The sequence below is a fragment of the Kitasatospora sp. NPDC015121 genome, assembly GCF_055562955.1.
The window spans coordinates 199,869-218,658 of record NZ_JBVHEH010000007.1 but is presented as its reverse complement, the minus strand read 5'-3'; the positions used below and the strand labels follow the sequence as shown (position 1 = coordinate 218,658).

Annotated in this window: 18 protein-coding genes; 6 read left to right on the top strand and 12 right to left on the bottom strand. The window is 76.2% G+C overall.

All coding sequences use genetic code 11. The features are described 5' to 3' along the window. Positions 1–21 precede the first annotated feature (21 nt). Both ACZ3J7_RS12735 and ACZ3J7_RS12730 read left to right on the top strand, forming a co-directional pair. The gene (locus tag ACZ3J7_RS12735) at positions 22–771 is read left to right on the top strand and encodes a phosphotransferase family protein (protein WP_465619746.1); all 750 of its coding nucleotides are present in this window, start codon (positions 22–24) and stop codon (positions 769–771) included. 181 nt (positions 772–952) lie between these two features. Then, entirely contained in the window at positions 953–1,882 is a 930-nt protein-coding gene (locus ACZ3J7_RS12730; protein WP_465619745.1) for a DUF389 domain-containing protein, read from the top strand. 50 nt (positions 1,883–1,932) lie between these two features. Here the strand turns inward: ACZ3J7_RS12730 and ACZ3J7_RS12725 are convergent, their stop codons facing one another. From ACZ3J7_RS12725 to ACZ3J7_RS12685, 9 genes are all read right to left on the bottom strand, one after another. Further along, positions 1,933–3,540: a hypothetical protein gene (locus ACZ3J7_RS12725; protein ID WP_465619743.1), complete on the bottom strand. Its 1,608-nt coding sequence runs from the start codon at positions 3,538–3,540 to the stop codon at positions 1,933–1,935. Positions 3,541–3,698: 158 nt separating this feature from the next. Next, on the bottom strand, positions 3,699–7,067 hold the full coding sequence (locus tag ACZ3J7_RS12720; RefSeq protein ID WP_465619742.1) for a DUF4132 domain-containing protein: 3,369 nt from the start codon (positions 7,065–7,067) through the stop codon (positions 3,699–3,701). Positions 7,068–7,235: 168 nt separating this feature from the next. Continuing rightward, a complete protein-coding gene (locus ACZ3J7_RS12715; RefSeq protein WP_465619740.1) occupies positions 7,236–7,895 on the bottom strand; it encodes a TIGR03086 family metal-binding protein in 660 nt (219 codons plus the stop codon). A 41-nt stretch (positions 7,896–7,936) separates the two neighbouring features. Next, positions 7,937–8,218: a hypothetical protein gene (locus ACZ3J7_RS12710; RefSeq protein WP_465619738.1), complete on the bottom strand. Its 282-nt coding sequence runs from the start codon at positions 8,216–8,218 to the stop codon at positions 7,937–7,939. A gap of 40 nt (positions 8,219–8,258) precedes the next feature. Then, positions 8,259–8,687, bottom strand: coding sequence for a VOC family protein (locus tag ACZ3J7_RS12705; RefSeq protein ID WP_465619736.1), 429 nt, complete (start codon positions 8,685–8,687; stop codon positions 8,259–8,261). A gap of 99 nt (positions 8,688–8,786) precedes the next feature. Continuing rightward, positions 8,787–9,242, bottom strand: a complete 456-nt coding sequence (locus ACZ3J7_RS12700; RefSeq protein WP_465619734.1) for a MaoC family dehydratase — start codon at positions 9,240–9,242, stop codon at positions 8,787–8,789. Between the two features lie 54 nt (positions 9,243–9,296). Continuing rightward, a complete protein-coding gene (locus tag ACZ3J7_RS12695; RefSeq protein ID WP_465619732.1) occupies positions 9,297–10,784 on the bottom strand; it encodes an acyl-CoA synthetase in 1,488 nt (495 codons plus the stop codon). A gap of 43 nt (positions 10,785–10,827) precedes the next feature. Then, the gene (locus ACZ3J7_RS12690) at positions 10,828–11,697 is read right to left on the bottom strand and encodes an amidohydrolase family protein (protein ID WP_465619730.1); all 870 of its coding nucleotides are present in this window, start codon (positions 11,695–11,697) and stop codon (positions 10,828–10,830) included. Then, entirely contained in the window at positions 11,694–12,650 is a 957-nt protein-coding gene (locus ACZ3J7_RS12685) for an SDR family NAD(P)-dependent oxidoreductase (RefSeq protein WP_465619728.1), read from the bottom strand. Before ACZ3J7_RS12685 ends, ACZ3J7_RS12690 begins: the two co-directional genes overlap by 4 nt. A gap of 70 nt (positions 12,651–12,720) precedes the next feature. Here ACZ3J7_RS12685 and ACZ3J7_RS12680 point away from each other — a divergent pair, with 70 nt between their 5' ends. The 3 genes from ACZ3J7_RS12680 to ACZ3J7_RS12670 all read left to right on the top strand — a co-directional run bounded on the left by ACZ3J7_RS12680 (position 12,721) and on the right by ACZ3J7_RS12670 (position 14,897). Further along, positions 12,721–13,155 (top strand): MarR family winged helix-turn-helix transcriptional regulator, encoded by a 435-nt coding sequence (locus ACZ3J7_RS12680; RefSeq protein WP_465619726.1) that lies wholly within the window; start codon positions 12,721–12,723, stop codon positions 13,153–13,155. A 106-nt stretch (positions 13,156–13,261) separates the two neighbouring features. After that, positions 13,262–14,209, top strand: a complete 948-nt coding sequence (locus tag ACZ3J7_RS12675; RefSeq protein ID WP_465619724.1) for a 5'-nucleotidase — start codon at positions 13,262–13,264, stop codon at positions 14,207–14,209. 103 nt (positions 14,210–14,312) lie between these two features. Beyond that, positions 14,313–14,897, top strand: coding sequence for a hypothetical protein (locus tag ACZ3J7_RS12670; protein WP_465619722.1), 585 nt, complete (start codon positions 14,313–14,315; stop codon positions 14,895–14,897). Positions 14,898–15,009: 112 nt separating this feature from the next. On the opposite strand, the gene ACZ3J7_RS12665 is transcribed toward ACZ3J7_RS12670, so the two are convergent. Continuing rightward, on the bottom strand, positions 15,010–15,549 hold the full coding sequence (locus tag ACZ3J7_RS12665) for a putative immunity protein (protein WP_465619719.1): 540 nt from the start codon (positions 15,547–15,549) through the stop codon (positions 15,010–15,012). 155 nt (positions 15,550–15,704) lie between these two features. Further along, a complete protein-coding gene (locus ACZ3J7_RS12660; protein ID WP_465619717.1) occupies positions 15,705–16,535 on the bottom strand; it encodes a hypothetical protein in 831 nt (276 codons plus the stop codon). A 145-nt stretch (positions 16,536–16,680) separates the two neighbouring features. Between ACZ3J7_RS12660 and ACZ3J7_RS12655 the strand changes: the two genes are divergently transcribed. Continuing rightward, entirely contained in the window at positions 16,681–17,253 is a 573-nt protein-coding gene (locus tag ACZ3J7_RS12655) for a hypothetical protein (RefSeq protein WP_465619715.1), read from the top strand. A gap of 39 nt (positions 17,254–17,292) precedes the next feature. Here ACZ3J7_RS12655 and ACZ3J7_RS12650 read toward each other — a convergent pair whose 3' ends face one another. Further along, on the bottom strand, positions 17,293–18,717 hold the full coding sequence (locus ACZ3J7_RS12650; protein ID WP_465619714.1) for a helix-turn-helix domain-containing protein: 1,425 nt from the start codon (positions 18,715–18,717) through the stop codon (positions 17,293–17,295). Between the last annotated feature and the right edge of the window lie 73 nt (positions 18,718–18,790).

Genomic DNA, 18,790 nt, shown 5'->3' with positions numbered 1-18,790 from the left:
GTGGATCCCGTGGAGGCACCCGTGGCCGAGGTCGAAGTCATCGTCGCCCACTCCGAGCGTGCGACCCTGCGCGTCGGCGACGTCTTCCTGAAGGTGGACGGCGACCGGGCGCGGCTGGCCGCCGAGGTGGAGCTGATGGCGCTGGCGCCGGTCCCGACCCCGCGGGTGCTGTGGCACCGGCCGCCGGTGCTGGCGCTCGCCGCCCTCCCGGGGGCGGTGCTCGGGCGGTTGGGCGGGCCGTCGACCGGCTCGCCCGCGGCGTGGGCCGCGGCGGGCGCCGCGATCCGGCGGCTGCACGACGCGCCGCCGCCGGCCCGGCCGGGGCGGGCCGGGCGGAGCGCCGCCGAGCTGGCGGCCGAACTGGACGCCGAGTGCGGGCGGCTGACGGCGAGCGGCCTGCTGCCCGCCGACCTGGTCGCCCGCAACCGCCGGGTGGCCGAGGCCGCGTTCCGGCCGTGGAGCCCGGCGTTCACCCACGGCGACCTGCAGATCGCGCACCTCTTCGTCGACGGTGGGCGGGTCACCGGCGTGATCGACTGGTCCGAGGCGGGCCGCGGCGACGCCCTGTACGACCTCGCCACCTTCACCCTCGGCCACGAGGACCGCCTCCCCGACCTGCTGGCCGGCTACGGCACCGCCGGCGTCGACCTGGACGTGGTGCGCGCCTGGTGGTCGCTGCGCAGCCTGCTGGCGGTGCGCTGGCTGGCCGAGCACGGTTTCGACCCCTTCGCGCCGGGCTGCGAGGTCGACGTGCTGCGGGCCCGGCGCTGAGGCCGTCCCGGCGGCCGTGCACGCCGTTGCCGCGCGGGCCGGTCGACGCTCCCCCGCAGGCGCCCCGGCGGGCGGCGGCCGGGGCAGCCGGGGTGGCGTCAGGGGCCCGGCCCGGGAGCGGCCGTCCTGACGGGAACGCCTTAGGGTGGGCGCAGTTCGCGCCACTCGTCCGGAGGACCCCGTGCTCCAGCTCCGTCTGATCGTTCCCGCCGACCTGCGCGAGGAGGTCGTGAAGCGGCTCGACGCCTGCGTGGGGGTCGCCCACGTGGTGGTGCTGCCGGGTGGGGCGGTGCGGCCCGCCGGGGACGTGGTGCTGTGCGACGTGGCGCGCGAGGCGGTGGACGAACTGCTGGGCGAGCTGCGGGCGTTGGGGGTTGCCGAGCGCGGGGCGATCAGCATGGACGAGACCGGGCTGACCCTCTCGGCGGCCGCCGACGCGGCCGAGGAGGCGGCCCCGGGCGAGGGCGTGGACGCGCTGGTGTGGGAGGAGGTGGCGGAGGTCGTCCACGACGAGTCGACGCTCAGCGGGGTCTTCCTCGCCCTGCTCACCGTCGCGACCATGCTGGCGGCCTGCGGCGCCGTGCTGGACAGCGCGATCCTGGTCGTCGGCGCGATGGCGGTCGGCCCGGAGTTCGGCCCGCTCGCCGGGCTGTGCGTCGCGATCGTGCAGCGGCGGCTGCGTCCGGCGCTGCGCTCGCTGCTGGCGCTGGCGGTCGGTTTCACCGTGGCGATGGCGCTCACCGTGGGCTTCTCGCTGCTGATGGACGCGCTGGACCTGTTCAGCGACGCGAAGTTCGCGGCCGAGCGCCCCAACACCGCGTTCATCTGGCAGCCGGACGCGATGTCGTTCGTCGTCGCGTTCCTGGCGGGCGTCGCCGGGCTGCTCTCGCTCACCTCGGCCAAGGCCTCCGCCCTGGTCGGGGTGGCGATCTCGGTCACCACGGTGCCCGCCGCCGCGAACGCCGCCGTCGCGGTCGGCTACGGCGAGTACGCCCAGGGCTGGGGCTCGGCCGTCCAGCTCGCCCTCAACCTGTCGGGCATCGTGCTGGCCGGTGTCCTGACCCTGCTGGTCCAGCAGGGCGCCTGGCGCCTGGCCCGCCGCACCCGCTGAGGGCCGACCGGACGCGGGAGTGCGGCTTCCCGGCCGGTCGGCCGTCGGGGTCAGCGCAGGGCGCCGAGGTCCTTCGGGGTGGTGGTGCCGTCGAAGGTCAGCAGGTGCCGGTCGGCGGTGACGGCGTACAGGTCGGGCCGCCCGTCGCCGTTGCCGTCGCCGGAGCTGCCGAGCGTCGGGTACTGCGCGACCGGGAAGGTGCCGATCACCGTGCCCGTCGCGGGGTCGGCCAGCGCGGCGAAGTCGTACGCGCCGTCGGCGCCCCTGGGGATCGGGTACGTCCGCAGCTCGCCGGTGGCCCGGTCGCGGGCCCAGAGCGCGAGCGTGCCGTCGGCCGCCTTGCCCGGGGCGACCAGGTCGTGGCCGGCCCAGGCGCTGGAGGTCGAGATCCGCACGAACGTCGTGTAGTTGTACATGGTGCCGGGGTTGGTGAAGAGCCAGAGGCTGTCGTCCTCGACCGTGAGGACCGAGGTCCGCTGGTCCGCGCCGAGCGCGCCGAGCGGCACCAGCTGGGTGGCCTTCGACCAGTCGGGGTTGAAGCCGTCCGGGAGCACCGGCGGGTCGAACGGGTCCACATCGCGCTGGACCCAGCTGTAGCCCCGGGTGAAGCCGCCCAGGTCGAAGTTGCGGTAGAGGGCGAGGCCCGCGCTGCCGGGCCGGTGGGCCAGCAGGTCGTCCACGGGGGCGTGCGACCGGTCCCAGCCGCGGTGCAGCAGCTGCAGGCCGTTCCACCCTTCGCCGCCCGGTGCGCGGACGGCCGCGACGGTCGAGGTCGGCACGGTGCTGGCGGCGTCCGCGCTGATGACCTGGAGGTTTCCGGCCGCGTCGGGCAGCAGGATGTCCGGGACGCCGTCGCCGTTGACGTCGCCGGGGGCGGTCGGCGGGTTCGGGTTCGAGGGCGCGTAGAAGACGTGGGTGACCGGCTGGGCGGCGTTGCCCGCGTTGTCGAACGCCTGCACGGTGAGGACGTTCGTGCCCCACTGCGTCGGCCTCAGCTGGAACGTCGCGGTGCCGTCGGCGGCCGCCGCCGCGATGCCCGCGCCCTGGCAGGGGGCACCGGTGCTGAGCGTGCCGTTGAGGACGTAGCGGTAGCAGGCCACGCCCGAACCCTGGTCGGTGCCCCGGACGGTGAAGGTGCCGGTCTGTCCGGCGTACTTCGACGGAGCCGCCCCGCTGTCGGTCGACGGGAAGTCGGTGGACCCGACGGTGAACCGCGGGGCGGTGGTGTCGACTCCGAAGTGGCAGACCGCGGTGGGCTGCCCGCCGCCCGGGCCGTAGTCGGGCCAGGCCTGCCAGGAGTAGCCGGCGCCCTCGGCGAGGCCGGTGGGCCGGACCTGGACGGTGCCGTCGGCGGCCGTCGGGGCGGTGTGGTCGAAGACCTTGGCGCCGGACGCGTCCCACACCTTGAAGCGGGTGCCGGGCGCGGTGGTGCGGGCGGTGAGCGCGGGCTCGGTGGTGGTGATCCAGCCCGGCGCCGTGGTGTCGTCACAGGCGTCGGTGGCCGCGCCGGTGGCGAGCGAGCCGGGCGTCGGGACGGCCGCGGGGTCGGTCACGGCGGACTGCCCGGCCCGGGCGGTGGCCGCGGGCACGCCGACGGCCATCAGGACGACGGCGGCTCCGAGCGTGGCGGCCAGGCGCCTGCCGATGGTGGCTGACATGGAGGTTCCCCCCTCTTTTGAACGCGTTCGGTCGCGCTGCGGGAGCACTCTGTCAGGGGGCCGACCCGGCGTCAAACGCATTCGGGCCCGCCTCGGCCGGCCTCGGCCCCGGGGGCAGGCCCCGCCGCACGCTCGTTTCCCGCGCTCCCGCCGCCCGCTCAGTCGGCCGTCAACTCCTCCAGTTCGGCGAGCAGTTCGGAGGCGACGACCGGACCCAGCCCGCCGAACCGCCCGGCCCGGGCCCCTCCCTCCGGCGGGCGGGGGCCGGGGCGGCCGTCGAGCCGCACCGCCACCAGGGTCTGCTCGACCGCCTCGGCGGGGGCGTGCACCCGGACGCCGGGGTCGAGTTCGACCACCAGGTGCCCGCCGTCCGGCAGCGGTTTGGCGAACCGGTCCGCCACGGCGCCGAGGCGGTGCCCGGGGTCGTCGTGCTGCCAGTCGCGCCGGGCCAGTGCGAGCAGCCGCCAGACCGGGACGGTGCGCCCCTCGAACCGGTGCAGCCGGTGCCCGGCCGCTTCCTCGGCGCTCAAGGCACGCACCGGCCGGGCGAGTTGCGGGAACGGCTGGACGATCTCGTAGTCGGCGAACAGCTCCGTCCAGGCCGCCAGGTCCGCGCCCAGGCGCAGGGGGTGGGCCGGTCGGACGGCGGCGTCCGCGGGCAGGGCGAACGGCTTGTCGTCGCGGTCGGCGTAGCTGCGGTCCTCGGCGATCCGGAACGCGGTGCCGTCGGCCGTCCAGAGCAGTCGGCGCACCAGCGGGCCGAGCAGCGGGTGGCCGGCCAGCAGGCGGGTGAACTCGTCGGTGCTCCAGGAGCGTTCGGCGATCATCGCGGCCTCCAGCCGGGCGGTTCGCTCGGCGGCGAAGGCCCGGACGTCCTTCTTCAGCGCGGTGAACCGCTTGCGCGCGGCAGCCGCCAGGGCCGGGTCGTCCCCGGTGGCGGGCGCGGGCAGGCCGGCGCGCCGCCTGCCCCCGGCGTCCAGGACGTACGCCCGCAGCCCCTCGTCGAAGCCGACGGTGAACGTCCGCGCGCCGTAGTCCACGACCTCGGTGCCGTCCGGGGCCAGGCCCAGGTCGGGGACCAGGCGGTCGGCCAGCTGCTCGGCGGTCAGGCCCGTCGACTCGGCGATCGCGTCGACCCGCTCCCGCGCCCGGTCCCGGAACGCGCCGGGGCCGGCCGTCCGGGCGATGCCGTGCACCTGCGCCAGGGCTTCGACGCTGCCGATGGCGGCCAGCGCGTCCAGGCCGTCCACCGCGCGCTGGTGGGAGAGCCGGGGCAGCACCGGGGCCAGCCGGCGGGCGGTGCCGTCGTCGCCGAGTTCACCGAGGGCGTGCAGCGCCCAGCTGTCCTTGGACGGCGTCCCCGCGTGCCGCCACTCCTCGAACACCGCCCAGGCGAACGCGGCCGCCGTGTCGGCCCGCAGCGCCGGGGTCACCAGCGCCAGGCCCGGGTAGGGTTCGCCCGGCCCGCCCAGCCGCAGCATGGTCAGCAGGTTGCGCACCGCCGTCTCGGGCAGCGCGCCGCCGCCGTCCGCCAGCAGCACCTGCGGCAGCGTCCGCGGTTGCAGCCACTGCGGGGGCTTCGGCATCCGGGCGGGCAGCGCCCGCACCAGGCCGCCGGTGCCGAGCACCTCGGCGACCGCCGCCCCGGCCTCCGGCCCGTAGCGCTCGGCCACCGCCGCCCCGAGTTCCCGCGCGCCCGCGCGGGCCGCGACCCGGTGCAGCGCGTGCTCGGCCGCCTGCCGCTCCGGGCCGGCCGCGCCGACCGCGGCCGGCACCAGCGGCAGCGCGCCCGCCACCCCGTGCCGGGCGAACCAGGAGCGGGCCACCGGACGGAGCGGCTTCGACCGCAGCAGGGCGTGCGCCATCAGCTCCGCCGTCCGCGCGTCCAGCACCGGCAGCAGCAGCGGGACGACGCCCTCCGGCCGGTCCCGGGCGGCGAGGTGCAGCAGCCGCAACGCCGCCGTCCCGTGCCGGCCCAGCACCTGCTTCAGGTAGCCGTCGCCGCCCAGGTACCCCGTCGGCTGCCAGCTCTCCAGCAGGCCCGCCACCCGCTCGGGCGGGCCCTCGGCCAGCATCCGGGCCGCCCGCCAGTCGAAGCGGTCGGGCGGCGGCGCGGCGGCCTGCGGCCGGTCGCCCTCCGCCGGGTGCCGCCGGGACGGGTCCGCACCGGCCGCGAACGACTGCGCCTCGCCCTCCCGCCAGACCAGTCGAGCCTCCCGGTCCGCGACGAGGCCGGTCAGCGGCACCGGCCGGTGGGCGGTGCGCCGCTCCTCCCACGGCGGCCGGACCAGCAGCGCGGGCAGCGCCTGCGGCGGGGCCTCGGGCAGCCGCTCCCGCGCGCTCTCCAGCGTGCGGACGTACGCCGCGCCGTCCTCGTCCAGCCGCTCCAGGATCTCCGGCAGCCGGGCACGCCACAGCGCGACGGTCCGGTCGAGCACGTCCCGGAGGACCGGCCCGTTCGCGCCGCCGGCCCGCGCCGCCGTCGACAGCACCCGCGCGGCCCGCACCGGGAAGCGCTGCGCCGCCGCCTGCAGGACGCCGCGCAGGTGCGGCCGGCCGACGAGTGCGGCGAGGGCGGCCATCGCCCCGTCGGTCGGGAACTCGGCGAGCATCCCGGCGAATTCGCGCTGCTTCTCGCCGTACGCGTCCCGGTGCAGGGCGCTCGCCAGCAGCGGCGCGGCCGCCGGGCCGGCCCGGTCGGCGAGGGTGGCCACCAGGGCGGGCGTCCAGCGGTGCAGCGGTCCGCCGTTCGCCGGTCCGAAGCGCTCCACCTGCTCCGGGCCGCCGAGCGCGGGCAGCAGCAGCGTGCGCAGCACGGTGGCGGTCCGGCTGTGGCCGGCGGGCAGTTCGGCCAGGCTCTCGTCCACCCAGTCGGCCCGTTCCGGCACCAGCTGCGCGATGGCCGCCCGCCGGACCGGCGTGGTCCGCAGCCGGGCCAACTCCTGGACCAGGGCGGCGTGTTCGTCCTCGGGTGCCTCGGCCAGGGCCTGCCGGGCGAGCGCCAGCAGGCCGTACTGCGCGGTCAGGTCGACGTAGTCGTCGCCCTCCAGGTCCAGGACGGCCGGCCGGCGGCGGTTGCCGCTCCAGAGGAGGTCCGCGTCGAAGGAGGCCAGGACGGCCCGGACCGCGAACGACAGCCCGGTCCAGGCCACCCGGTCCGCGAACTCCCGCCGCAGGTGGTCCGGTTCGACCGACTCGCGGATCATCGCGGCGGTGAGCGCCGCCCCGAGCGCGTCCCATCCCTGCCCGTTCAGGTGGGTGAGGGCGGCGGCCACCGCCCGGGGGTCGGCCCCCTCGGCGGCCAGCAGCCGTTCGATCTGCTCCGCCCGGGCGTCCACCGCCCGCACCTCCCGCTGGTAGGCCTCCTCCGGGTCCACCGCCGGCCGGTCCGCCGCCGGGACGGGCGCCCCGCCCCGGCGGAGCGGCGCCACCAGCGGGCGCCAGGCCTCCGGCAGGACGAAGGCGTCCTCGTCCGGCAGTTCGGCCGCCACCGCCTCGGTCCCGTGCTCTCCCCCGTACCGCGCCACTGCCCCTCCGCACCCTCCGACGACCGTTCGCCGGCACCCTAACCGGGCGTTCGGACAAGTCGTCCCCGACGGCCGGGCCGGGCCCGGCGGGGCGGGCCGGTTCGTCGCCGTCCCCGTCGGCGGGCGTCTCGACCGCGCCGAGCCGCCTGCCCCGCCCCTGACGGCCCGTCAGCGACGGTCGGCCGACGGCGCGGTCCAGTCCGGGTCGCGGCCGAGCAGGCGCAGCACCAGGGCGAGCGGGTCGCCGTCGTGCCCGTCGCCGTCCCCGGTCGGGGACGGTAGGGCGGGGGCGAAGGCGGCGCCCGGGGCCTCCCGGGCGGGGCCGGCCGGGACGAGCCGGGCGATCGGGAGGACGGCGGCGGGCAGGGCGGGGGCGAGGGCCGGTTCGACGCCGATCGAGACCGCGACGTCCCAGCTGTGGACGACGTAGTCGAGGAAGTGGAAGGCGACGGCCTGCCGGCCGGGGAACCGGCCGCCGTCGCGGATCTCGGGCAGCCAGAAGTCGCGTTCGAGGACGCCCTCCGCGGCGAAGGCGGTCTCGACGTCCGCGGCCGAGGCGGCGAACAGCCCGGCCGGGTCGTCGTCGACCGGGCGGTCCGACCAGTCGGCGAGGTCGCGGCCGCCGCCTCGGGCGGCGGCCGCGAAGCCGTGGTTCTGGCCGGTCATGTGCGCGAGCAGCCGCCCGAGCGTCCACGAGCCGCAGGGCGTCGCGAGGCCGAGCATGCCGGTGTCGATCCGGTCGACGAGGGAACGGGCGACCGCCAGTGCGCGGGCGTCGAGCGTCACGAGGTCGAGTGCGGGAGCGTCCCCCGCCTGGGTCTCCGTCATGCCGCCGAGCCTACCCGAGGTTTCAGCACGGTCGTGCGAATTCATCCCCGGCGCGCACCGGGGAAGAGCGGGTGCGCGGGGCCGTCGTCCAATGCGACGAACACGCCGAAGCGCTCGATCGCCGCGACCGTCCCGGAGAACGGCGTCCCGGAGAGCGGCGTTCCGCGTTCGAGGCCGCGCCGGAAGGCCCGGGGTTCGGCGGGCGCGGCGGCGTTCAGCGACAGCCGCACCCGCTCCCCGTCGAAGCCGAGCACCTCGGCGGTGACCCGGCCGTCCGTGCTGCGCGCCGCCCCGTCGAGCAGGTCCCCGGTCCCGGCGGTCATGCCGCCGGGCTCCCACAGTGGGGGCGCCGACGGCCCGAGGTCAGTCGATGCAGAACTCGTTCCCCTCGATGTCCTGCATGGCGATGCACGAGTCGTCGCCGCCGTCGTACAGCAGCTGGACCCGGACGGCGCCGAGGGGCAGCAGCCGGGCGCACTCGGCCTCCAGCACGGCGAGCCGTTCCTTGCCGATCAGGCCGGTGCCGACCCGGACGTCGAGGTGGACGCGGTTCTTGACCACCTTGCCCTCGGGGACGCGCTGGAAGTAGAGCCGCGGCCCGACACCGGTGGGGTCGGTGCACGCGGCCCACGAGCCGCGCTTCTCGGTCGGGAGCCCGGCCTCATACTCCTCCCAGCTCGCGGCGCCCCCCGGGGGCTTTGACTCGTAGCCGAGCACCTCGCACCAGAAGCGGGCGAGGCGGACGGGATCCGCGCAGTCGAAGGTGACCTGGAACTGTCTGAGCACTGCCATGGCCGGGACCCTAACAGTGCGTCAGCCGGATGTCGTCCGAATATCGCCCGCCGCCGACCCCCTCCCCCGCCTGCCCCCCGCCCGCCCCCCGGGCCGTCGTCAGGCGTAGAAGCGGGAGACGCTCTGCAGGACGGCGGCGGGCTTGGTCGCGCCCTCGATCTCGATGGCGCCGTCGACGGTGATCTGCAGGCCGCCGGGCACCTCCTCGACCTCGGTGAGGCGGGCGGCCAGCCGGATCCGCGAGCCGGCCTTGACCGGGGAGGGGAAGCGGACCTTGTTCAGGCCGTAGTTGACCTTGGTGGTGACGCCCTCGACCTCGAGGAGTTCGGTGAAGAGCGGGATGAACAGCGAGAGCGTCAGGTAGCCGTGCGCGATGGGCGCGCCGAACGGGCCGGCGGCGGCGCGCTCGGGGTCGGTGTGGATCCACTGGTGGTCGTCGGTGGCGTCGGCGAAGGTGTCGATGCGCTGCTGGGTGACGTCGAGCCAGCCGCTGGTGCCGAGGTCGGTGCCGGCCAGGGCCTTGAGGGCGTCGAGTCCGTTGACGGTGAGTGCCATGGGAGGGCCTTCTGGTGCGAGGGGGTGGGGTGGGGTGGGGTGGATCTGGGGTGGTCAGCCGCCGTGCTGGGCGCGGAGCCGCTGCTTGAGGATCTTCCCGGAGGCGGTACGCGGGAGTTCGTCCGCGAGCACCACCGTCCTGGGCAGCTTGTACTTGGCGAGGACGCCGACCAGCGCGGCGAGCAGCGCGTCCGGGTCGACGGTGGCGCCCTCGGCGGGGACGACGACAGCCCGGCCGACCTCGCCCCACTTGGGGTCGGGCACACCGTAGACGGCGCACTCGGCGACGCCGGGCAGGGCGAGGACGGCCTCCTCGACCTCGGCGGGGTAGACGTTCTCGCCGCCGGAGATGTACATGTCCTTGATCCGGTCGGCGATGGTGAGGTAGCCGTCGGCGTCGGCGCGGGCGGCGTCGCCGCTGCGGAACCACTCGCCGTGGAAGGCGCGCGCGGTGGCCTCGGGCAGGCCCCAGTAGCCGGGACCGACGTGGGGGCCGCTGACCAGGACCTCGCCGACCTCGCCGACGCCGGCCTCCCGCCCGTCCGCGACGGTCAGGCGCACGTCGGTGAAGAAGTGCGGGACGCCCGCGCTGCCGGCCTTGCCGACGGCGTGCTCGGCGTCCAGGAAGAGCACGCCGGGGCCGGCCTCGGTCATGCCGTAGCCCTGCTGGAAGGAGAGTCCCCGGCGCAGGTAGGTGTCGATCAGCGGGCGCGGGACGGGTGCGCCGCCGCAGTTGAGGATCCGCAGGCTGCGCAGGTCGGCGTCGGCCCAGCCGTCCTGGCGGGCCATCAGGTCGTACATGGTCGGCACGCCGAACATGTAGCTGACCCGCTCCCGGGCGATCAGTTCCAGTGCCGAGGCCGGGTCGAAGGACTCGGTGAGCAGGCAGGTGCCGCCCTTGAGCAGGACCGGCAGGGTGAGCATGTTGAGGCCGCCGGTGTGGAACAGCGGGGCGGAGACCAGGGCGACGTCGTCGGCGAGCAGGTCGGTGTCGACCAGCACGTTGTAGGCGTTCCAGGTGAGGTTGCCGTGGGTGAGCAGCGCGCCCTTGGGACGGCCGGTGGTGCCCGAGGTGTACATGATCAGGCAGGTGCCGTCAGGGCCGACCGGCTCGTCGATCGGGGTGCTGTCGGCCCCGGCCAGCCAGGACTCGTAGACCCCGCCGGTCTCCACCGTCACCGGCACCGCGCCGGACGGCACCAGCGGGGCGCAGCCGGGGGCGTGGATCAGTGCCCGGGCCCCGCAGTCGTCGAGCTGGTAGGCGATCTCGGGCGGGGCGAGGCGGGTGTTGAGCGGGACGAACAGCGCGCCGAGCAGGCCGGCGGCGAACAGCGCCTCCAGGAAGGAGGGGTGGTTGGGACCGAGGTAGGCGATCCGGTCGCCGCGGCGGACGCCGGCGGTGCGCAGCGCGTGGGCCAGTCGGGTGCTGCGTTCGTGCAGGTCGGCGTAGCTGTGCCGGTGGCCGCCGTGCACGAGGGCGGTGCGGTGCGGGGTCTTCCGGGCGCGGCGGGCGGGCCAGGAGCCGATTCCCTGGTTGCGCATGAGGGTGGGTCAGCCTTTCGGGGGCGCGGGGGACCGGGTCCGGTCAGGTCAGGCCGAGCAGGCGGGCGGCGTTGTCCTTGAGGATCTTCGGCCGGACCTCGTCCTTGATCGGCAGCTTCGCGAAGTCGGCGAGCCAGCGGTCGGGGGTGAGGACGGGGTAGTCGGAGCCGAACAGCACCTTGTCCTTGAGCAGGGTGTTCGCGTACTGGACGAGCTGCGGCGGGAAGTACTTCGGCGACCAGCCGGAGAGGTCGATGTGCACGCCGGGCTTGTGGGTGGCGACGGCCAGCGCCTCGTCCTGCCAGGGGAAGGACGGGTGGGCCAGGATCACCTTCAGGTGCGGGAAGTCGGCGGCGACGTCGTCCACGTGCAGCGGGTTGGAGTACTTGAGCCGGATCCCGCCCCCGCCGGGGACGCCCGCGCCGATGCCGGTCTGGCCGGTGTGGAAGAGCGCGACGGTGCCGGTCTCCTCGATCAGCTCGTACAGCGGGTAGGCGAGCCGGTCGTTGGGGAAGAAGCCCTGGATGCTGGGGTGGAACTTGAAGCCCCGGACCCCGTGCTCCTCGACCAGGCGGCGGGCCTGCCGGACGCCCGCCCTGCCGCGGAACGGGTCGATCGAGGCGAACGGGATGAGGACGTCGGCGTTGGCGGCGGCGGCCTCGGCGACCTCCTCGTTGGGGACGGGCGGGCGGCCGGTGGCGTGTTCGGCGTCGACCGTGAAGACCACGGCCGCCATCTTCCGCTCGCGGTAGTACGCGGCCGTCTCGGGCAGCGTCGGCCTGCGGTGCGCCCCGTCGACCTTGAAGTAGCCGCTGGAGGCGTCGTTCAGCTCCGCGTCGAGCGAGGCGTGGCCGTGCGCGGAGACCTCGGCGTGGGTGTGGACGTCGATCGCGGTCAGTTCGGCGGGGTTCACTCCGCCCGCCCCGGGACGGCGGGGGCGGGGATGCCGACGGTCTGCGGCTCGCGGCCGACGCCGGTGGCCCAGGTGGCGGCGATCGTCCCGGGGCTCCAGCCGCCGTCGGCGTAGGCCACCGCGACCTCCTGCGGGTGCGACCAGAGGGCGAGCTTGTCGCCGCCGATGCCGACGCACTGGCCGGTGACGCCCGCGGCGGCGTCGGAGGCGAGGAACGGGACCAGTGTGGCGCAGTCCTCGGCGGTGCCGAAGCCCTCGCCCTTGCGCAGGAAGTCGGGCAGCGGGGCGCCCCGCCGCATCGCCTCGACGTACGGGGCGAAGGCCGGGACGGTCTCGGTCATCGCGGTGGCGGCGATCGGGACGACGGCGTTGACGGTGATGCCGGCCCGGCCGAGCTCCATCGACCAGGTGCGCACCATCGCGGCGATGCCGGCCTTGGCGGCGGCGTAGTTGGTCTGGCCGAAGTTGCCGCGCTGGCCGGCCGGGGAGCCGACCATGATCAGCCGGCCGCCCTCGCCCTGCTCGCGCATCCGGACGGCGGCGGCCCGGGCGCAGGTGAAGGTGCCGCGCAGGTGGGTGGTGACGACGGCGTCGAAGTCCTCGTCGGTCATCTTCCACAGCACCCTGTCGCGCAGGATGCCGGCGTTGGTGACCATCACGTCGAGCCGGCCGAAGGCCTCGACTGCCCCGTCGACCAGGGCCTGTGCGGCCTCGGCGGTGCCGACGGCGGCGGCGACCGCGACGGCCCGGCCGCCGGCGGCCCCGATCGCCTCGGCGGCGGCCCCGGCGGCCCCGGCGTCCAGGTCGTTGACCACGACGGAGGCGCCGGCGGCGGCCAGTGCGGTGGCGTAGGCCAGGCCGAGGCCGCGGCCGCTGCCGGTGACCACGGCGACCTTGCCGGTGAGGTCGAGGGGGTGGGTGGTTTCACTGCGGGGTTCGTTGCTCATGGCCATTGAAGCTAGGAACAATCATTGTTGTTGTCAATGATTGGTTTGAACATCTTCGCTCTGGCATGATGGCCGCATGAGCGACGCCCCCTGGATGCACGGCCTGCAGGCCGACACCGGCTACCTGCTGTACCGCCTCGGCCAGCGCTCCGGCAGCGCGTTCAACGCCGCCCTGGAGCAGCACGGCCTGCGCCTGCGCCACCACGCGGTCCTGCGCTACCTCGACAGCGTCGACGGCGTCCGCCAGCGCGAACTCGCCGACCGGCTCGGCTACGACCCCAGCGCGATCGTCTCGCTGCTCGACGACCTCCAGCGCCTGGGCCTGGCCGAGCGCCGCCCCGACCCGGCCGACCGCCGCAGCCGCCAGGTCGTCCTCACCGCCGCCGGCCGCGAGCTGCTGCGCACCGCCGACCGGGACAGCCGCCGCGTCACCGAGGACCTGCTCGCCCCGCTCTCCCCCGACGACCGCGCCACCCTCAACGAGCTGCTGCAGCGCATCTCCGCCCTCTGAGCGCCCCTCCCCGGGCCCCCCGACTCCCGCCCCGGGCCCCTCCCGCCGGAGCGTTCGCACGCCGGTGCGAGAATGGCGGGCGTTCGGGCGCGGAGAGGTGGACGAGATGCCCTACGACCTCTCCCGGCGGCTCGTCGTCGGCATCGCCTCCAGCGCGCTGTTCGACCTGACCGAGTCGGACGCGGTCTTCCGGGAGCACGGCGAGGAAGGCTACCGCGCCCACCAGGAGGAGCACCTCGACGACACCCTCCGCCCCGGGGCGGCCTTCCCGTTCGTCCGGCGCCTGCTGGCGCTGAACGACCTCTCCCCCGCCGCCGACGACCCGTTGGTCGAGGTCATCGTGCTGTCCCGCAACGACCCCGACACCGGGCTGCGGGTGATGCGCTCCATCCGCAGCCGCGGCCTGCCGATCAGCCGGGCCGTGTTCACCCAGGGCAGGTCGCCGCACCGGTTCGTGCCGGCGCTCAACATGTCGCTGTTCCTCTCCGCGAACCGGGCCGACGTCCGCGCGGCCGTCGACGCGGGCCTGCCCGCCGGACACGTCCTGGGCCCGCTGGTCGAGGACGACCCGGACGACCGGGAGCTGCGGATCTCCTTCGACTTCGACGGGATCCTCGCCGACGACGCCTCCGAGCGGGTCTTCACCGCCGACGGCATCGAGGGCTTCCGCGCGCACGAGCTCGCCCACGCCGACGTCCCGCACGACGCCGGGCCGCTCCGGGACTTCCTCGCGGCCGTGAACCGGATCCAGCACCACGAGGAGGAGGAACGCCGCAAGGACCCCGGCTACCGCCCCCGCGTCCGGGTCTCGCTCGTCACCGCCCGCAACGCGCCCGCCCACGAGCGCGCCGTGCTGAGCCTGAAGCGCTGGGGCCTGCGCGCCAACGACGCGTTCTTCCTCGGCGGCATCGACAAGGGCGAGATCATGAAGGTGCTCCGCCCGCACCTCTTCTTCGACGACCAGACCACCCACGTCGCCAGCGCCTCCCGCACCACCCCGAGCGTCCACGTCCCCTTCGGCCGCCTCAACGAACAGTGCGACCCGTCGAGCTGACGATTCGTCACCTCCCTTCCACCGCACCCCGGTCGGGGCCGCGCCGGGCCGTACCGGTAGCCTCCGGACAGCAGCGGACGACGGCGGACGGGGCGGGGAGATCATGGCGCAGCGGACCTCGGGGTACTGGCGGACGGAGGAGGGCCGGAACGCACCGGTCAGCCGCGCCGACGCCCTGGACGCCTGGGGGGCGGCGGCCTACCCGCTGCTGGTCGGCGTCGCCTCGCGCTACCACGCCGTCATCACCTACGGCGACCTCGGCGCCGCCGTGCAGCGGGAGTCCGGCGTGCACACCAGCGTCCTGCTGCACAACTGGATCGGCGGGGTGCTCGGCCGGGTCATCCGCGCCACCCTCGACCGCGCGCACCCGCCGCTGACCGCCCTGGTGGTGCACGCCGACGACGGCATGGTCGGCGAGGGCTACCGGGAAGTCCTCGAAGCCGCCGGCCTGCCCCCGGCCGCCGACGCGCACGCCCGCGAACTGCACGCCGCCGACGCCCGCCTGGCCTGCTACCGGACGTTCTGCCCCGACCTCCCGCCCGGCGGCGGCACCGCCGCCCTCGCACCGCGCTACCAGCAGGCCGTCCAACGCCGCCGCGCGGCCGCCGCCGCCGAACGACCGGCCCCGGTCTGCCCGCGGTGCCGCGTCCAGCTCCCCGCCACCCGGATCTGCGACACCTGCTCCTGAGGCGTCCCCTCCACCGCCGACGGCCACCCCGCCGGCCGACACGAACAGGGCTCCGCCGGCTCGGCACCTCGACCGCCCGGCGCTCAAGCCGGACTCATTTCGCAACGGTCGGTCAGCGGGACGCGCGCAGGGACGTGTCCAGGATGGTCATGAGTCGCGCGGCACGGCTCTTGCCGGTCGGTGCGAGGGGGTACCGGTGGAGGACGTCGATCAGGACCGGTGTGGCGCGCTGCCGGGCCTGCTCGATCAACTGGAGCCCGACGGCGGAGTCACCGCCTGCGTTCAGCTCCCCCACGAGCGCCGCGCTCGCGGCGGCCCGCAGGATGTGGCCCACCTGGGTGGCTTTCGCGATCGGATGAAGGTACGCCGCGGCGGCGGCATCGCCGGCGGCGCGCGCGGCGAGCCGTTCGGCTTCGGTGGCCGCCTCCTTCGCCGCGCGGTGAGCTTCCAGGGCGGTGACGCGCTGGAGATTGGTCCTTCTCGCGCCGTTCACGAACTCCCATGCGGCGTCGATGGCCGCACGAGGACGAGGGTCGCGGGGGTTGGCGGCCCGGAACACGGGGAGGACGTCCTCGGCGCTCTCCACCGCGTAGCGTGCGACGGCGCGCAACTCGTCCATGGTCAGCTCGAAGTCCCCTCGTACGGTCGTCACGGATCCGATTCTTCCACCGACCAGCGGCTGAAGTCCGGTATCCGGACGGTCGAGCCGTTCGGTGTCGGCTCCTGGTGCGCGGCGCGTGCGGCGGCGTCACGGCCCGCCCCGGTTCGGGTCGACGCCGTTGACGTCACCGCCGCGCCCGGGCGGGCTCAGGCGTCCGGGCCGAGGGCCGCGAATAGGGTGTCGATCCGCAGCCGGAGTGCGGCGTCCGTCGCGCCCGTGACGACGGCCTCGACGAGGTCGTCGCGGCCGGTGACGGTCGCCAGGCGGACGCGCAGCGACGTGCTCGGGCCCTCGACCGGGTGGGTGTCCCAGGTGGCGGGGTCGTCCTGGTCGGTGCTGCGCACGTGTGCCGTGGCGGCGTCCCAGTCGGTGGGCGTGGATTCGTGCGCGAACTCGGCCAGCAGGTGGGTGAACAGGCCGAGGTCGCGGCGCCGGATCCGGCCGTCGAGGTCGTAGTCCGGCGGCGGCCGGTCATCGCTCGGAGGGGTCGGGCGGAGGGCGCCGCTGACCGGGTGCTCGTCGCGGAAGAACGTGCGCAGGCGTACGGCGAGGTCGAGTCGGCGGCAGGCGGTCTCGGGGTCGTAGGCGGCGGTGGGCAGTTGGGGCACGCGCTTGCGGCCGGTCGCGTCCGGGCGGTACGGCTGCTCGAACGCGCGCTGCCAGCGGTCGACCGCGGGGGTGAAGCGGGCCCGGGCGTCGGCCGCGTCGGTGCCGAGGTAGTGGCCGATCCGCTCCCACGAGCTGCCGCGTTCGCGTTCGAAGACCACCGCCCGGACGAGCAGCCGGTCGGCGACCGCCCGCAGGGTGACGGCTTCGCTGACCCGGCCGCCCGGGCCGGTCTGGTCGTCGAAGCGGGTGATCGCCAGGCTCCCCGCCGCGTCGGCGAGGTCGACGCCGGTGTCGCTCAGGGCCAGGCGGGCGAGTGCCGCCCGGGTGAAGGTGCCGCGTGCGGCGTCGTGGGGCGTGGTCTCCGTCAAACCGGCTGCTCCCGTCGTGGTTCTCCGACGGCCCGGTCGCCGGGCCCGCCGGACAGTCTGGTGCGCCGGTCCCGCCGGCTCCAACGGTTTTCCCCCACCGGGCACCGGGCACCGGGTGTCGCCGGCGCCGCGTAGGCTGCCGCGCGTGAGTGTCACGGGGTGGTGGGTCGTCATGCCGGTCCCCGGTCCGGTCGCCGCCGACCTGGCGGCGCTGTTCGGGCCGCTGGTGGCGGCGCGGGCCGCCGGGAGCCGGGCGGCGTTCGAGCGCTGGCGGGCCGGCGGGCTGGACCTACGGGACGGGGAGGCGGGGTACGCGTGGGCCGCGCCCGACCTGCTGGAGGACCACCTCGGCGCGCTGTACGAGGTGTGGGACGCCCACGGGAAGTCGGGGCCGTTCCTGGCGGTGGCCTGCCGCAAGGGGTGGCCGGCGCTGGGGCTGGCCCACGCGGTGGGGGCGGAGCGGTTCGCGGCGCTGCCGGGCTGGTGCGGGAACTTCGTCCTGGACCCGGCGCGGGTGCGGGCCGCCTTCCCGGCCGTCGAGGCCGCGTTCTCGCTCGACCCGGCGCGGCGGGCGGCGGCCGGGCGGCGCCTGCACGAGGTGCTGGACGAGGTCCGGCCGGAGGACGCGGACGCCCTGCTGGACTCGCTGGTGCCGGTCTGGCGGCGGGCCCGCGACGCCGGGTGGGGGCTGGTCGGCGCTCAGGCGACGGCCTGCTGAGCAGCGGGGTCCGGTGGGGGACGGCGGCGCGCCGCGCCGTCAGACTACCGCGCCCAGCCGTGCCGCCGCCGCGGCGGCGGTCGGTCCCCAGCGGTCGGCGCCGGCCGCCAACCGGCCGCGCAGGCCGCGCAGTTCGTGGCGGACGAGGGCGGGCAGCGCGGGCGGCGGGGTGCGGTCGGCGGTGAGCAGCGGGGCGAGGGCGGCGAGGGCGGTGTGCGGGTCGTCGGCGCACAGGTGGCAGTCGGCGATCCGGACGGTGAGCATGGCGCGGGCGGCGGGGAGCTGTCCGTCGCCGAGGAGTTCGAGGGCGGCGGTGGCGGCGGTGAGGGCGCGCCGGGCGAGGCGGGGGTCGGCGGTGGCGGCGGCGAGGTCGCGCAGGGCGGCGGAGGAGCCGGATTCGACGCGCAGCCGGAGGGCGGCGGGGGCGAGCCAGGGCACGTGTTCCTCGGCGGCGACGGTGCCGGGCCGGTCGAGGTGCTGGCGGGCCCGGCCGATGTGCCGGACGGTGCTGCGGATGTCGCCGGCCAGGGCGGTGGCGCGGGCTTCGCCGAGGTCGGCGAGGGCGTCGGACCAGTGGCGTCCGGGGGCGGCGCGGCGGATCTCGCGGGCGTAGTCGCCGGCCGAGGCGGGGTCGTCGTCGAGCAGGCCGAGGACGGCCATGTCGCTGAGCGCGGCGGCCTGGGTGGTGGGGTCGTCGGCGAGGGCGGCCCAGCCGAGGGCGCGGTCGAAGCAGGCCATCGCGGTGGCGGGCCGTCCGCCGTGCAGGCGCAGGCTGCCGGCGGCGTGGGCGTGTTCGGCGGCGAGGCGGGCGAGGACGCGGCGGTGCCGGGTGGGGGCGTCGGCGAGGCGGGTGACGACGGCGCGCAGGGTGCCTTCGATCAGGTCGCCGGGTCCGCGTTCGCCGACGGCCCGTCCGGCGCCGTGGTGCTGGGCGCCGAGGGCGGCGGCGAGGACGGCGGCGAGGGCGTGCACGGTGTCGGTGTCGAGGGGTGCGGCGGGGTCGGCGCAGAACGCGGCGTGCAGGGCGACGGCCGTTGCGGGGGGCGGGAGTTGGCAGCCGGTGGCGCCGTGCAGCGGGCACTGGACGTCGTGGTCGGGGAGCGAGGCGGGGACGGGGTCGGCGGGGGTGGCGGTGGGGGCGGGTCCGGTGCCGGGGGGCAGCGGGGGGCGGAGCAGGTGCGAGGGCAGGGCGGGGCGGCCGCCCTCGGCGCTCTCGGCGCGGGCGTGGCTGCGGGTGAGTTCGCCGCCGGTGCCGAGGAGTTCGTCGATCTGCCGGACCAGGCGGGGGGTGGCGCGGCGGGCGCCGTGTTCGAGGCGGCTGACGGCGGTGTGGTCGTAGCCGACGGCGGCGCCGAGTTGGGCCTGGGTCCAGCCGGCGTGGCGGCGCCAGTGGCGCAAGAGGGCGCCGAACTCCTGTCGGGTCCCGCCGTCCGGCAGTCCGACCGGGTTGGGTGCTCCCAGCATCCGCCGTCACCTCCCCCGGTGCCGTTCCGTTCCGTTCCGTGGTGCTCCTGTGAGCAGACGGTACCCGCCGGGA

Coding starts and splice junctions, on each gene's coding strand:
- ACZ3J7_RS12725 (WP_465619743.1), bottom strand. CDS start 3,540: ATGTCAGCCACCATCGGCAGGCGCCTGGCCGCCACGCTCGGAGCCGCC.
- ACZ3J7_RS12715 (WP_465619740.1), bottom strand. CDS start 7,895: ATGACGGAGACCCAGGCGGGGGACGCTCCCGCACTCGACCTCGTGACG.
- ACZ3J7_RS12710 (WP_465619738.1), bottom strand. CDS start 8,218: ATGACCGCCGGGACCGGGGACCTGCTCGACGGGGCGGCGCGCAGCACG.
- ACZ3J7_RS12705 (WP_465619736.1), bottom strand. CDS start 8,687: ATGGCAGTGCTCAGACAGTTCCAGGTCACCTTCGACTGCGCGGATCCC.
- ACZ3J7_RS12700 (WP_465619734.1), bottom strand. CDS start 9,242: ATGGCACTCACCGTCAACGGACTCGACGCCCTCAAGGCCCTGGCCGGC.
- ACZ3J7_RS12695 (WP_465619732.1), bottom strand. CDS start 10,784: ATGCGCAACCAGGGAATCGGCTCCTGGCCCGCCCGCCGCGCCCGGAAG.
- ACZ3J7_RS12685 (WP_465619728.1), bottom strand. CDS start 12,650: ATGGCCATGAGCAACGAACCCCGCAGTGAAACCACCCACCCCCTCGAC.
- ACZ3J7_RS12680 (WP_465619726.1), top strand. CDS start 12,721: ATGAGCGACGCCCCCTGGATGCACGGCCTGCAGGCCGACACCGGCTAC.
- ACZ3J7_RS12675 (WP_465619724.1), top strand. CDS start 13,262: ATGCCCTACGACCTCTCCCGGCGGCTCGTCGTCGGCATCGCCTCCAGC.
- ACZ3J7_RS12670 (WP_465619722.1), top strand. CDS start 14,313: ATGGCGCAGCGGACCTCGGGGTACTGGCGGACGGAGGAGGGCCGGAAC.
- ACZ3J7_RS12650 (WP_465619714.1), bottom strand. CDS start 18,717: ATGCTGGGAGCACCCAACCCGGTCGGACTGCCGGACGGCGGGACCCGA.